At 61.7% G+C, this 12773-nt stretch carries 10 protein-coding genes; 5 read left to right on the top strand and 5 right to left on the bottom strand.

What is annotated here, in order from left to right; all coding sequences use genetic code 11:
* Window positions 1-2 precede the first annotated feature (2 nt).
* The 4 genes from HPQ64_RS19770 to HPQ64_RS19755 all read right to left on the bottom strand — a co-directional run bounded on the left by HPQ64_RS19770 (window position 3) and on the right by HPQ64_RS19755 (window position 5010).
* On the bottom strand, window positions 3-1292 hold the full coding sequence (locus HPQ64_RS19770; RefSeq protein ID WP_172890324.1) for an NAD(P)/FAD-dependent oxidoreductase: 1290 nt from the start codon (window positions 1290-1292) through the stop codon (window positions 3-5).
* A 9-nt stretch (window positions 1293-1301) separates the two neighbouring features.
* Entirely contained in the window at window positions 1302-2699 is a 1398-nt protein-coding gene (locus tag HPQ64_RS19765; protein ID WP_172890323.1) for an aspartate aminotransferase family protein, read from the bottom strand.
* 79 nt (window positions 2700-2778) lie between these two features.
* Complete coding sequence (locus HPQ64_RS19760) at window positions 2779-4179, bottom strand: glutamine synthetase family protein (RefSeq protein WP_172890322.1); 1401 nt, start codon at window positions 4177-4179, stop codon at window positions 2779-2781.
* A gap of 108 nt (window positions 4180-4287) precedes the next feature.
* Window positions 4288-5010 carry a GntR family transcriptional regulator gene (locus tag HPQ64_RS19755; protein ID WP_172890321.1) on the bottom strand — a complete coding sequence of 241 codons (723 nt, stop codon included), beginning with the start codon at window positions 5008-5010 and terminating at the stop codon, window positions 4288-4290.
* A gap of 73 nt (window positions 5011-5083) precedes the next feature.
* Here HPQ64_RS19755 and HPQ64_RS19750 point away from each other — a divergent pair, with 73 nt between their 5' ends.
* The 5 genes from HPQ64_RS19750 to HPQ64_RS19730 all read left to right on the top strand — a co-directional run bounded on the left by HPQ64_RS19750 (window position 5084) and on the right by HPQ64_RS19730 (window position 10909).
* Complete coding sequence (locus tag HPQ64_RS19750; protein ID WP_246270800.1) at window positions 5084-6523, top strand: glutamine synthetase family protein; 1440 nt, start codon at window positions 5084-5086, stop codon at window positions 6521-6523.
* A 253-nt stretch (window positions 6524-6776) separates the two neighbouring features.
* Window positions 6777-7871, top strand: a complete 1095-nt coding sequence (locus HPQ64_RS19745) for a polyamine ABC transporter substrate-binding protein (protein ID WP_172890320.1) — start codon at window positions 6777-6779, stop codon at window positions 7869-7871.
* A gap of 51 nt (window positions 7872-7922) precedes the next feature.
* Window positions 7923-9074, top strand: coding sequence for an ABC transporter ATP-binding protein (locus tag HPQ64_RS19740; RefSeq protein WP_172890319.1), 1152 nt, complete (start codon window positions 7923-7925; stop codon window positions 9072-9074).
* A gap of 20 nt (window positions 9075-9094) precedes the next feature.
* Window positions 9095-10051 carry an ABC transporter permease subunit gene (locus HPQ64_RS19735; RefSeq protein WP_172890318.1) on the top strand — a complete coding sequence of 319 codons (957 nt, stop codon included), beginning with the start codon at window positions 9095-9097 and terminating at the stop codon, window positions 10049-10051.
* A gap of 36 nt (window positions 10052-10087) precedes the next feature.
* Window positions 10088-10909 (top strand): ABC transporter permease, encoded by an 822-nt coding sequence (locus HPQ64_RS19730; protein ID WP_172890317.1) that lies wholly within the window; start codon window positions 10088-10090, stop codon window positions 10907-10909.
* A 53-nt stretch (window positions 10910-10962) separates the two neighbouring features.
* Here HPQ64_RS19730 and HPQ64_RS19725 read toward each other — a convergent pair whose 3' ends face one another.
* Window positions 10963-12765 carry an AsmA family protein gene (locus HPQ64_RS19725; protein ID WP_172890316.1) on the bottom strand — a complete coding sequence of 601 codons (1803 nt, stop codon included), beginning with the start codon at window positions 12763-12765 and terminating at the stop codon, window positions 10963-10965.
* Window positions 12766-12773: the final 8 nt, after the last annotated feature.

The following is a 12773-nucleotide window of genomic DNA, read 5'->3' as shown; positions in this document are numbered from 1 at the left end:
CTTCAAAGCCTGTCGCGCAGGGCGAACCAGCTCATCGCCAGCACCAAAATCGGCCAGCGTAAAAGGCGCCCGCCTGGAAACTTGGGCGTCTTGAGCTGTGACATCACGTCAAGGCGCTCGCTGTCGCCAAGCATCGCTTGCGCCGCCACATGGCCGGAAAAGCCGGCGATCGCCACGCCATGACCGGAGAAACCGGAGGCGGCGTAAAGGCCAGGTTTTATTCTGCGCACATGCGGCAGGCGCGTCTGCGTTACCGCCAGTGTGCCGCCCCAGGCATGATCGATTTTCACCTTTTCGAGCTGAGGGTAGATCTTCAGCATATGCGCGCGCACGAAACCCGCGACGTCCTTGGGAAAGGAGGGGGAATAGGTTTCTCCGCCGCCGAAGAGCATGCGGCGGTCCTTCGTCAGCCGCCAATAGTGGACGACGAAGCGGCTGTCGGATACCGCCTCTCGGCCCGCAATGAGCTTGTCGGCTTCCGCTTCCGAAAACGGCGCGGTCGTCAGGATATAGTTGTTGATCGGCATGACGCGGGCGTCGACCTCACTGTCGAGGCCGGCCATATAGCCGTTGCCGGCCAGAAGCACGTCGGCGGCCTCCACCGCGCCGTGCGGCGTTTCCACGATGAAACCGATCGAGCGTTGGGTAAGTTTGACCGCGGGCGTCGCCTCGTGGATTGTCACGCCAGCGGCTTCGCACGCTTTCGCAAGCCCGAGCGCCAGGTTAAGCGGGTGGAGGTGGCCAGCACCCTTGTCGCGGATGCCGCCGAAATAAACATCCGTACCGATTGCGCGGGCCAGTTCCTGCCGGTCGAGCGTCTCGATCCTGTCGTAGCCGTAATCGCGTGAAAGCTTTTCGGCATAGGCCGCCTCCTCGGCGTTGAATTGCGGCTTGTGGGCCGCGTGGATCAGGCCTTGCTGCCAGTCGCAGGCGATCCTGTGCTTGTCGATCCGGCCGAGGACCAGAGCTTTGGCTTCCTCGGCAAAGTCCCAGAGGCGTCTGGCGGTTTCCTTGCCGTAGGCGGCTTCCAGATAGTCCTGATCGCGCCTCTGGCCGGAGTGGAGCTGGCCGCCGTTTCGCCCAGACGCCCCCCATCCGACCATGTTCTGTTCCACAAGCACGACCTTGCGGCCCGCCTCGGCGAGCGTGAGCGCGGCGTTGAGCCCCGTATATCCCCCGCCAATCACGCAGATATCGGCGTTTATGCTGCCGTTCAGCGGCGGACGCTCCGGCGCGCTGTGTGCGGTTGCCGCATAATAGGAATGCGGATAGGCGCTCACGATCTCGGTCATCGCTTACTCTTATGCCGCAAGCCGCCCCTCGCGCTTCAGCCGGTCGAACGTCTGGTCGAGCGTTCTCGTCGCGCGTTCCACCAGCATGTCCGCTTCCTCGTGCGAAAGCACCAGAGGCGGCGAAATGATCATGCTGTCGCGCACGGCGCGCATGACGAGGCCGTTTTCGAAGGAAATATCGCGGCACAACGTGCCGACCTCGCCGACGGGCTCGAATTTCCTCATCCTGTCGCCCTTCACCGGCACGAGTTCCAGCGCGCCGACAAGGCCGACCATGCGGGCTTCACCCACCAGCGGATGATCGCCAAGCTCTTTCCACCGCTTCTGGAGATAGGGGCCGATATCATCGGCCACCCGCTCGACCAGCTTTTCCTCTTCCATGATCTTCAGGTTGGCAAGTGCGGCGGCACAGCAGGCGGGGTGGCCGGAATAGGTGTAGCCGTGGAAGAATTCGCCGCCTTTTTCGATGAAGGCATTGGCCACCCTGTCGGCGACCATCACGCCGCCGATCGGCAGGTAGCCTGAGGAAAGCCCCTTGGCGATCGGCATGAGGTCGGGTTCTATGCCGTAATATTCCGATCCGAACCAGGTGCCGAGCCGCCCGAAGCCGCAGATCACCTCGTCCACGACGAGAAGGATGCCGAATCTCTTCACGATCCGCGAAATCTCGGGCCAGTAGGACGCCGGCGGAATGATGACGCCGCCGGCCCCCTGTATCGGCTCGGCGATGAAGGCTGCGACATTGTCCGGCCCGATCTCCTCGATCGCGCGTTCCAGTTCGCGCGCGGTCAGGATACCGAATTCCTCTTCGCTCATGTCGCCGCCTTCGCCGAACCAGTAGGGCTGGGCGATATGATGGACGCCGGGGATTGGAAGGTCGCCCTGGGCGTGCATGGCGGTCATACCGCCGAGGCTCGTTCCGGCGAGCGTCGAACCGTGATAGCCGTTCCACCGGCCGATGATGTGCTTGCGCTTCGGCTCGCCCATCAGGTCCCAGTAGGTGCGCACCATGCGGAACACGGTGTCATTCGCTTCCGATCCGGAGCCGGTAAAGAAGACCCGGTTGAACTGGGGCGGCGTCAGTTGGGCGAGCTTGTCGGCAAGCTCGACCGCCGGCGGATGGGTTGTCTTGAAGAAAGTGTTGTAATAGTCGAGTTCGCGCATCTGATCGTAGACGGCGTCGGCGATCTCCTTGCGCCCGTGGCCGACCTGCGTGCACCAGAGGCCCGCCATGCCGTCGAGATAGCGGTTGCCATCGGAATCGATCAGCCATACGCCATCGGCGCCGGTGATGATCCGCGAGCCTTCGCGGTTGAGCGCGCCTGTGTCGGTAAAGGGGTGTATGTGGTGGGCCGCGTCGCGTTCCTGCAATTGCTTGGTCGGGTAAACATTGGAATGTGCGGGCATGACGACCTCCATCTGGATCATGCTTTTATGGAGGGCCGATAATCGGTCCGGGTTAGGAAAGCGGCGTGATGACGCCGCTTCATACGTTCAGGAGCAGGAATTCTCGCTCCCAGGGGCTGATCACGCTCATGAAGGTCTCGAATTCCTCATGCTTGACCGCCCGGTAGGTGTTGACGAATTTTTCGCCGAAAATTTCGCCAAGCTCCTCGCATTCGCTGAACAGGTCCAGCGCTTCCAGAAGGCCGCGCGGCAGCGCGTCCATCACGTGGCTGGAATATCCGGTCTTCGGCTCGTCCGGATGCAGCTTCTGCGTCAGGCCCAGGTAGCCGCAGGCGAGCGAGGCCGCTATCGCCAGATACGGATTGCAGTCGGATGACGGCACCCGGTTTTCTAGCCGGCGCGCGGCGGGCTTGGAGTTCGGCACGCGCAGGCCCACCGTCCGGTTGTCGTGGCCCCAGAACAGGTTCACCGGAGCGGTCGTGTTGCGCGTGAACCGCCTGTAGGAGTTGACGTAGGGCGCCATGATGCAGGCGACCGCCGGCAGGTATTTCTGGTGTCCGGCGATGAAGTTCAGGAACGCGGGCGAGGCTTCCCCATCCTTCGTGGAGAAGATGTTTTCGCCCGTATCCCGGTCGAGAACCGACTGGTGGATGTGCATCGAGGAGCCGGGCTGGTTCGACATGGGCTTGGCCATGAAGGTTGCGTACATGCTGTGCCTGAGCGCGGCCTCGCGGATGGTGCGCTTGAACATGAACACCTGGTCGGCAAGCTCCAGCGGCTGGCCGTGCCGCAGGTTGATTTCCATCTGTGCTGCGCCGTCCTCGTGGATCAGCGTGTCGATCTCAAGCCCTTGTGCCTCCGAAAGGTCATAGATGTCGTCGATCAGGTCGTCGAACTCGTTGAGAGCGGTGATCGAATAGGACTGCCGCCCTGCTTCCGGGCGGCCGGACCGGCCGATCGGCGGCTCCAACTGGTAATCGGGATCGGTATTCGGCTTGACGAGGTAAAACTCGATCTCCGGCGCGATCACCGCTTCCCAGCCCTGATCTTCGTAAAGCTGCAATACGCGCTTGAGCACGTTGCGCGGCGCGGTCTCGACCGGAATGCCATCCCTGGTATAGGCATCGTGGATGAGCTGCGCTGTCGGGTCGCTTTCCCATGGCACGACGGTCAGCGTCGAATAGTCGGCCCGGAAGAAGATGTCCCCGTCGGTCGGATTGTGCTGGAACTTGTCGTCATCCGGCGGATAGTCGCCCGAAATCGTCTGCGCGAAGATCGACGACGGCATCGTCATGATCGGGCCGGAGAAGAATTTCTCCGTCGGCATCATCTTGCCGCGCACGACGCCCGCCATGTCCGGGGCGATGCACTCGATATCCTCAATGCCTCTCTCAAGGAGCCACGTGTGCGCCTCTTCCAGCGAAGCCACGCCACGGCGGCTTGCGATCGATGGCTCCTGGGATTTCTTCTTCTTGCTCATGAGGACCTTGCGGGGTCGGATTGTCGTTGGGGCCGGGCGCGTCGTGAATGTTGGCAAATTCAGCGTCCGGAATTGTGGCGTCTATTTGTGATCACAAAACTTCATGTGTCAATCTTTGGTCGAATTCGTATCCGGAACTGCTTCATAGCCAGCGCCCTGAAGCAGCTTCATGCCACCGCGAATGTCCGATGCAATGGCCGATTGCAAGGCCGGGCCGTCGCCCGACGCCACGGCGGCGATCGCCTCCTTATGGTGGTCTTCCAGCGCCGCGGTGCCCACGCGTCCGTAAACGATGCGCATGAAAGGTGCGAATTGCAGCCACAGGCTTTCCACGAGCGGCAGCAGCACTTCGGATCCGGCTGCCCGGTAGACGTGGAAGTGAAAGGCGTGGTTTAGCCGCATATAGGTTTCCGCGTCGCCGCCGTCGATGCTCTTGTCGATCGCGTCATCGATTTCCTTGAGTGCCCGGGCGTCTCCGGGGTTGAGCTTTGCTGCCGCGCGCAAGGCCAGTTCCGGCTCCAGCATCAGCCGGGCCTGCTGGAGCTCCGCTAGCCGCTCCGGGGTCATCGTCGGCACCTGCACGCGCCCGTTTGGCTTGATGTCGAGCGCCTTTTCGGCGGCCAGCGAACGCAACGCCTCGCGAACCGGCATGGGGCTCACGCCAAGGTCCTGAGCAAGCCCGCGCAGCGTTACGGGGCGGCCCGGCACGAAGCGTCCCGTAAGAAGCGCATGGCGCAGGCTGCGCTCCACCCGCTCGCGCGTGGAACCGCGCCCGGATGGCGTGGCTTCAAGGCTGTCGCTGCGCTCTGCTTCTGCTACGGGAATGTTCATGGAGTGCGCCTTGTTGCGGGCCTCGCTTGACAGTTTCCGTGCTACGTGATCACATTTTTCCGCGCCGGGCAATATGGCCGCCCTGTTCGGCGGCGGCCGGGCCGGCGATCTGGAGGATCTTATGTTGCAAGCTGCGCGCTCCGGCATGGAGCGCCCCTCGGGTAGCGAGGGCTGGCGGGAAGCGGTTGATGCCTTCCTGACGGAAAATCCCGATCTCGACACGCTGGAAGTCATTCTGCCGGACACGAACGGCGTCCTGCGCGGCAAATGGCTGCCGGCAAGCGCGCTGAAGAAGGTCTTCGAGGATGGTGTCGCCTTGCCCTTTTCTTTGTTCGGCCTGGATGTCTGGGGCCGCGAGGTGGAGGAAACGGGCCTTCACATCGAAACGGGCGACAAGGACGGGGTTTGCTGGCCGAGCCTTGAGACGCTGAAGCTCGTGCCCTGGGCGGAGCGTTCGACGGCGCAAGTCCTGCTTTCCATGTACAACCGCGACGGATCGCCGTTTCTGATCGATCCGCGCCACGTGCTCTCGCGCATCGTCGATCGTCTTGCCGATAAGGGGCTTTCGGCAACCTGCGCCTTCGAGCTTGAATTCTATCTCTTCGAAGACCAGGACGACAGGGACTGGTCGGGTCCGCCCACGCCGCTGTTCGCGACCCACCTTGGACCCGCGCGGCAGAACATGTACGCGCTGTCGGATCTTGAAATGCTGATGCCTCTGGTCGACGAGATCCGCCGTAGCGCCGAAGCTCAGGGGATACCGGCGGATGCCGCCGTTTCGGAAGCTGCCCCCGGCCAGTTCGAGCTCAATCTCCATCACCGCAACAATCCGGTGGCCGCGGCCGACGACGCGGTCATGCTTCGCCGGCTTGTGGCCGGGGTTGCGCGCAAGCACGACCTTAAAGCGTCTTTCATGGCCAAGCCCTTCGTGGAATGGCCCGGCAACGGCATGCATGTGCATGTCAGCATGGAGGATGAAGACGGCAATATTTTCGCTGACCGTGACGAAGGAGCGAAGCGGCAGGGACATGCCATCAAGGGACTTCTCGACACGATGACGGAGGCGCATCTCCTCTTCGTGTCGACTTTCAACGGATTTCGCCGCATGCAGCCCGGTTCCTATGCGCCGACGTCGATCTGCTGGGGCTTCGACAACCGTTCGGTCGCCCTGCGGGTGCCTGCAGCCAAGCCGGAAGCCGCGCGGATAGAGCATCGCATCGCCGGCGCGGACGCCAACCCCTATCTCGTACTTGCGGGTGTGCTTGCCGGCATGATGGAAGGGCTGGAGCAGAAGGCCGATCCCCCTCCGCCGGTGGAAGGCAACGCCTATGAGAAGCGCGCTCCCCGCCTGACGCCGTGGATGGATGAGGCGATCGATGCTTTCGAGGCGTCGGCTCGCATGAAGCAGGCGGTGGGACCTGAACTCCACAAGGTGCTTGTCGATATCAAACGCGAGGAGCTTAACGCATTCGGCCGCGAGATATCGCCGCTCGAGCGGCAAACCTACCTTTGAGACATTTGGTGTCTCGAAAGATTATGGAGAAGGGGGAATAAACCACTGGAATCAAGCGCCTCGCCCGCTTGCGAAAAATTGATAGAAAACCTGGATCAGGCCCATTGAGCGGGTTGAGAGTGGGGCGGAACGCTTCTACGCTGAGGTGAGGAAATCGGAAGTCAGTCAGCCGTGGCGTTCGTAACGAAAACAAGGCAGGCGGCCGTTGCAACCAGCGGTCGCGACACGAGGGGAAAAGCGGAAGGTACGCATCATGAAGAAACTGCTTTTTGCAAGCGTTGCCATTTTGGGACTTGCGGCCGCCGGCGCGGCAGGAGCGCAGGAGCGGGTCGTCAACGTCTACAACTGGTCGGATTATATCGACGAGTCGATCCTTGAGGATTTCACCAAGGAAACCGGCATCAAGATCGTCTACGACGTTTTCGACAGCAACGAGATCCTGGAGACGAAGCTTCTGTCCGGCGGCACCGGTTATGACGTCGTGGTGCCCACCGGCACCTTCCTCGGTCGCCAGATTCAGGCCGGCGTCTTCCAGAAGCTCGACAAGTCGAAGCTCACCAATTGGGACAATCTCTGGCCGCAGATCATGACCCGCATCGAGAAGTTCGATCCCGGAAACGAGCACGCGATCAACTACATGTGGGGAACCACCGGCATCGGCTATAACGTCGAGAAGGTGAAGGAAGTACTGGGCGAGGATGCGCCGGTCGGCAGCTGGTCGCTGATCTTCGATCCGGCGAACGCCGAGAAACTCTCGTCTTGCGGCATTCATGTGCTCGACACGGCGGATGAGCTGTTTCCTGCCGCGCTCAACTATCTCGGCCTCGATCCCGACAGTTCGGATCCGGCGGATTTCGAAAAGGCGGCGGAGCTTTGGATGAAGGTACGGCCCTACATCCAGAAGTTCCATTCCTCCGAATACATCAACGCGCTCGCCAACGGCGATATCTGCGTCGCCGTGGGCTGGTCGGGCGATGTGCTTCAGGCGCGCGACCGGGCGGCGGAAGCCGATGCGGGCGTTACGGTCGAATATTCGATCCCGCAGGAAGGCGCGCTGATGTGGTTCGACAATATGGCCATCCCGGCGGACGCGCCGCATGTGGAAGAGGCGCATGAGTTCATCAACTACATTCTGCGCCCGGATGTGATCGCCAAGGCAACCAACTACGTCTATTACGCCAACGGCAACAAGGCGAGCCAGGACATGGTTGAAGAAGAGGTCTTGACCGACCCGGCGATCTATCCCCCGCAGGAAACGGTCGACAAGCTCTTCACGACGACGACGAAGTCGCCGAAGGCGCTTAGAGCCCGCACGCGTCTCTTCACCAAGATCAAGAGCGGCCAGTAATCGCTTCCGGCCCGGGCGGTTGCCGCCCGGGCCTTTTTTCTGGAGGGGGCCTTGGCGAAGAAACCCATCGGTCCGGTTCGGCGCGATTTTGCGCCGTGGGAAAGCGGCAATGCGAAACCCTTCATCGAGTTTCGCAATGTGACCAAGCGCTTTGGCGATTTTACCGCCGTGGACAACCTGTCACTCACGATCTACGAGCGCGAGTTCTTCGCCCTTCTCGGCGGATCGGGCTGCGGCAAGACGACGATGATGCGCATGCTCGGCGGCTTCGAGGAGCCGAGCGCCGGCGAAATCTTTCTCGACGGGCAGAACCTCGCGGGCGTGCCGCCCTATCGCCGGCCCGCCAACATGATGTTCCAGTCCTACGCACTCTTTCCGCATATGAACGTGGAAAAAAACATCGCCTTCGGCCTGCGACAGGACAAGTTGCCGAAGGGCGAGATCGAGGCGCGGGTTCAGCAGATGCTGAAACTCGTCAAGCTCGAGGAATTCGCCAGGCGCAAACCCCATCAGCTTTCGGGCGGGCAGAGACAGCGCGTGGCCTTGGCGCGTTCCATCGCCAAGAAGCCGAAGGTGCTTTTGCTCGACGAGCCGCTTGGCGCTCTCGACCGCAAGCTTCGCGAGGAAACCCAGTTCGAACTGATGGACCTGCAAACCGAGCTCGGCATGACCTTCCTGATCGTAACACACGACCAGGAAGAGGCGATGACCGTGGCGGACAGGATCGCCGTCATGGACAAGGGCCGGATCATCCAGGTGGCCACGCCCGCGGAAATCTACGAGACGCCCAATTCCCGCTTCGTGGCTGATTTCATTGGATCGATAAACCTGATTGAAGCCAAGGTCGCCGCGAAGAACGAAGCCGCGACACGCCTCAAGGCGCCGAACCTCGATCGCGAGATCGCCGTCTCCCAGCCAACGGAAGCAGGTGTGGGCGACACCGTCTGGTTCGCCATCCGTCCCGAAAAGGTGCGCCTTGGCTTCGATGCCCCGCAAAATGGCGCCGCCAATGCGGCCGAGGCCGAAATCTGGGATATCGGCTATCTCGGCGATGTCTCGATCTTCCACGCCAGGGTGGCTGAGGATCTCATCCTCAAATCGACCGTCGCCAATATCACACGCACGGTCGAACGCCCGATTTCCTGGGACGACAAGGTCTGGCTGTCCTGGGACGAGGATGCCGGCGTCATCCTGACGCGATAAGCGGGCGAGGGGGGAGAGCAATGGTCGATATCGCAGCGCCAGCCTCGGAAGTCGAGGCCGCTCCCGCGCCGAAGAAAAGGCGAAGCCTCGGCGGCTGGGTCCTGATCGCGGTTCCATACGCCTGGCTGCTGTTCTTCTTCCTTGCGCCCTTTTTTATCGTCTTCAAGATCTCCCTTTCGGAAATCGCGGTCGCCATTCCGCCCTATCTTCCCACGTTCGACCTTTCCGAAGGCTGGCAGGGGATAAGGGAAAATTTCGCGGCCTTCAGCCTGGATAACTACCTCTGGCTGACGGAGGACGCCCTTTACTGGAAGTCCTATCTGTCGAGCGTATGGATCGCGGCGACCTCCACGGCTATCACGCTCGTGATCGGCTATCCGCTGGCTTATGGGATGGCACGCGCGCCCGCCGCCTGGCGCCCCACGCTGCTCATGCTCGTCATCCTGCCGTTCTGGACGAGCTTCCTGATCCGCGTCTACGCCTGGATCGGCATTTTGAAGAACGAAGGGCTTCTCAATCAGGCGCTGCTTGCGATCGGCGTGATAGATGATCCGCTGACGATCCTGAACACGAACGTCGCCGTCTATATCGGCATCGTCTATTCCTACCTGCCGTTCCTCGTGCTGCCGCTCTATGCGACGCTGGAGAAGCTTGACGAAAGCCTGCTTGAAGCGGCTTCCGATCTCGGCTGCCCGCCGTGGAAGGCGTTCTGGACGATCACCATGCCGCTTTCGCTTCCTGGCGTCATTGCCGGCTGTTTCCTGGTCTTCATTCCCGCCGTCGGCGAATTCGTAATCCCGGACCTGCTCGGCGGGTCGGAAACGCTGATGATCGGCAAGACGCTGTGGAACGAGTTCTTCGCAAACCGCGACTGGCCTGTTTCATCGGCGGTCGCCGTCATCCTTCTGCTCATCCTGGTCGTGCCGATCGTGCTCTTCCAGAACCAGCAGCAGCGCGCTTCGGAGAAAAACAGTTGACGTCGCTGGCCAAAACAATTGCGGGGGAGGGGGCTCATGCGTAAGGGGCCAAGCTGGTTCAATCTTACCTCGCTGGTGTTCGGCTTCGCCTTTCTCTATTTGCCGATCGTGCTTCTCGTCATCTATTCGTTCAACGAGTCGCGCCTCGTCACGGTCTGGGCCGGGTTTTCGACGAAGTGGTACGGCGAGATGCTGCGCAACCAGCAGCTTCTCGATGCCGCATGGGTTACGGCGCGGGTCGCCTTCACCTCCGCCACGATCGCCACAGTGCTCGGCACCATCGCAGCCCTCGTTCTTGTGCGTTCCGGTCGGTTCCTCGGCCGCACTCTCTTTTCGGGCATGATCTATGCGCCGCTTGTCATGCCGGAGGTGATCCTCGGCCTTTCGCTTCTGCTTTTGTTCGTGGCGGTCGATCAGGCGCGCGGATTCTGGACGGTGATGATCGCCCACACCACCTTTTCCATGTGCTATGTGGCCGTTGTCGTGCAATCGCGCCTTGCCGGTTTCGACCGTTCGGTGGAAGAGGCGGCGATGGACCTCGGCTGCCCTCCGTTCAAGACGTTCTTCGCTATTACCCTGCCGATCATTCTGCCCGGTGTCATCGCCGGCTGGATGCTGGCGTTTACGCTTTCGCTCGACGATCTGGTGATCGCCAGCTTCACGACGGGGCCGGGCGCGACGACGCTGCCGATGAAGATCTACAGTCAGGTTCGCCTTGGCGTCACGCCGGAGATCAACGCGGTTTGCACGGTTCTGGTCGGTGTCGTGACGCTCGGCGTCATCGCGGCCTCGCTGGTAACCAAGCAGCAGGAAGCACGCAGGCAGCGCGACATTCGCCGGGCCGAGGCGCAAGGCTGAAAACACAAGGGCCGCTGCGCGAAAAGGGCGGCTTTCTGCGCCGATGTTCGGGCTCAGTCGGGCAGGAAAGCCGGCTCGGCGATGGTGCCATGCACCTTGAAGGTGGTTTTCGGCGTCGAGGCAGGCGTGGCAGCCGAGCCTGCGCTTTCCGTTGCCGGTTCAAGCGGCAGCGGGCGCGCGATGCCTTTCAACGACAAGGCGCCGTCGGAAAGGCGTATCGTGCCATGCGCGGAGACAGAATATTGCCCCGTCTCGGCGTCGATAGCGTCGATTTCCAGGGTCTCGCCATTCTTTCTGCCGGAGATTTCGAAGCGGGTCAGCGGGGTGCTTCCGCTCAAAGGCGCATCCGCAACTGTCGGCTCGGCAAGCGACCCGATCTTGTTGTCGAGGTCGAAAGCCTCAACCCCGTTGCCTGTGAACTCGAAGCGGAGGGAGGCTGTCAGTTTCCTTCTGAGCAAGGCAGCCGTCTCTCCTTTCGACCTCGCCTGGATCGACAGTGAGGCGCGTCCGCCTCGGGGCAGAAGCGGTATGTCGAAATTGACGACCGGCGTTGCGTTCATGAGTTCCGCACTTGCTTCCAGGGCATAGAGGTCGCGGGAAACCGACGTTGGCGACAGGCGCAGGTGGGCCCGTCCCGCACCGCCCGCAATGCCGGCTTCGCTCACGTCTATGGTCAAATCGCCTTCCTTCAGGAGCAGGGCCAGCGCGCTTCGGTTCAGCACCGCGCGTTGCGTCGTCACGTTTGCTGCCGAAAGCCGAAGGTCGAGATCGAAGGCGCCAAGAAGGCTCGAAAGAGGCCGGTTTGCCTGTCTGCTGTCTTCAAGGAGATTCGAAATCGTGGGCTCGAAAGCGGAAAGATCGAGACTGTCGAAGGCAAGTGTGCCTTCCGCGCTCGGGCGGTCGGAAAATGCCCGTAAGGAAAGCCTGCCATCGGCGATGTTGCCGTCGATATCGAGTGTCGCCTGGTCGAAGTCCAGCGCATCAAGGCTGAAAATACCCTCACCCGACAGGCGAACCGTCTTGATGGGCGCGGGATTTTCGCCGTCTGAAGCCGCCTCTCCCCCGAACAGCCTTGCGATTTCCCCTGAAGAGACGGAAAGGCTGCCATCGATACGATCCGCGTTCCGGCCCATGATGCGGCCATTGAGATCGATCTCGAAAGACGGCGATACGGCCTTTAGCGCCAGCGTTCCCGGCTCGTTTCCGCTCAGCGCACGCGTATCGCTGACCAGAAGGTTAAGGTCGATGCGTTCGCCGGCGTAGTCGAACCGACCGCTCAAACGGGCGTTTTTCCCGTCGTCATCGGTATTCAGCGTCGCGTTCAGCGCCATGATCTGGGGCGTGGATGCTGCCTCGCCCAGTGTTATCGTGCCGCCGCGGATCGAAAGTTGCCGGCTGAACAGCCTCGCCAGCTCGCGCTTGGCCCGCTGAAAAGGCGGTTCGCTTCCGCTTTCTTCTCCGGCAGGGGTGAAGAGGCGGATATCCGGGTTGACGATCGAGAAATGTTCGGGCGCGAAGTCGCCGCCGATTATCGAGGCCGGGTCGAGGCTTGCGGAGAGGTGCGGGCTGTCCATGCTCCACTGCCCGTCGCGGCCTTCCAGGCGGACATTGGTAAGCGTCAGGCGCAAATCGGGGAGGAGGCTGAGTTCCGATGCGCCGTCTATGGCGACGCGCGCGCCGAGCCAGCTTGATACCGCCTCCTCCAGGCGGTCCTTCGCGGCATCGGTCGACACGAGCAGCGGCAGCGCGAGGCTTGCCACGAAGACGAGCGCGGCAATGGCGACGAATACCACCAAAACGGGCTTGGCGTAACGTGCGCCCTTGTGTCGTGCCGATCGGGATTTTTCCGGTGCCATGTTTAAGC

It is taken from the genome of Hongsoonwoonella zoysiae (genome assembly GCF_013266695.1).
Taxonomy (GTDB): Bacteria; Pseudomonadota; Alphaproteobacteria; order Rhizobiales; family Stappiaceae; genus Hongsoonwoonella; species Hongsoonwoonella zoysiae.
The sequence above is the reverse complement of the archived record's forward strand: the minus strand, read 5'-3'. Positions and strand labels throughout refer to the sequence as shown.

Coding starts and splice junctions, on each gene's coding strand:
- HPQ64_RS19770 (WP_172890324.1), bottom strand. CDS start 1,292: ATGACCGAGATCGTGAGCGCCTATCCGCATTCCTATTATGCGGCAACC.
- HPQ64_RS19765 (WP_172890323.1), bottom strand. CDS start 2,699: ATGCCCGCACATTCCAATGTTTACCCGACCAAGCAATTGCAGGAACGC.
- HPQ64_RS19760 (WP_172890322.1), bottom strand. CDS start 4,179: ATGAGCAAGAAGAAGAAATCCCAGGAGCCATCGATCGCAAGCCGCCGT.
- HPQ64_RS19755 (WP_172890321.1), bottom strand. CDS start 5,010: ATGAACATTCCCGTAGCAGAAGCAGAGCGCAGCGACAGCCTTGAAGCC.
- HPQ64_RS19750 (WP_246270800.1), top strand. CDS start 5,084: ATGGCCGCCCTGTTCGGCGGCGGCCGGGCCGGCGATCTGGAGGATCTT.
- HPQ64_RS19745 (WP_172890320.1), top strand. CDS start 6,777: ATGAAGAAACTGCTTTTTGCAAGCGTTGCCATTTTGGGACTTGCGGCC.
- HPQ64_RS19735 (WP_172890318.1), top strand. CDS start 9,095: ATGGTCGATATCGCAGCGCCAGCCTCGGAAGTCGAGGCCGCTCCCGCG.
- HPQ64_RS19730 (WP_172890317.1), top strand. CDS start 10,088: ATGCGTAAGGGGCCAAGCTGGTTCAATCTTACCTCGCTGGTGTTCGGC.
- HPQ64_RS19725 (WP_172890316.1), bottom strand. CDS start 12,765: ATGGCACCGGAAAAATCCCGATCGGCACGACACAAGGGCGCACGTTAC.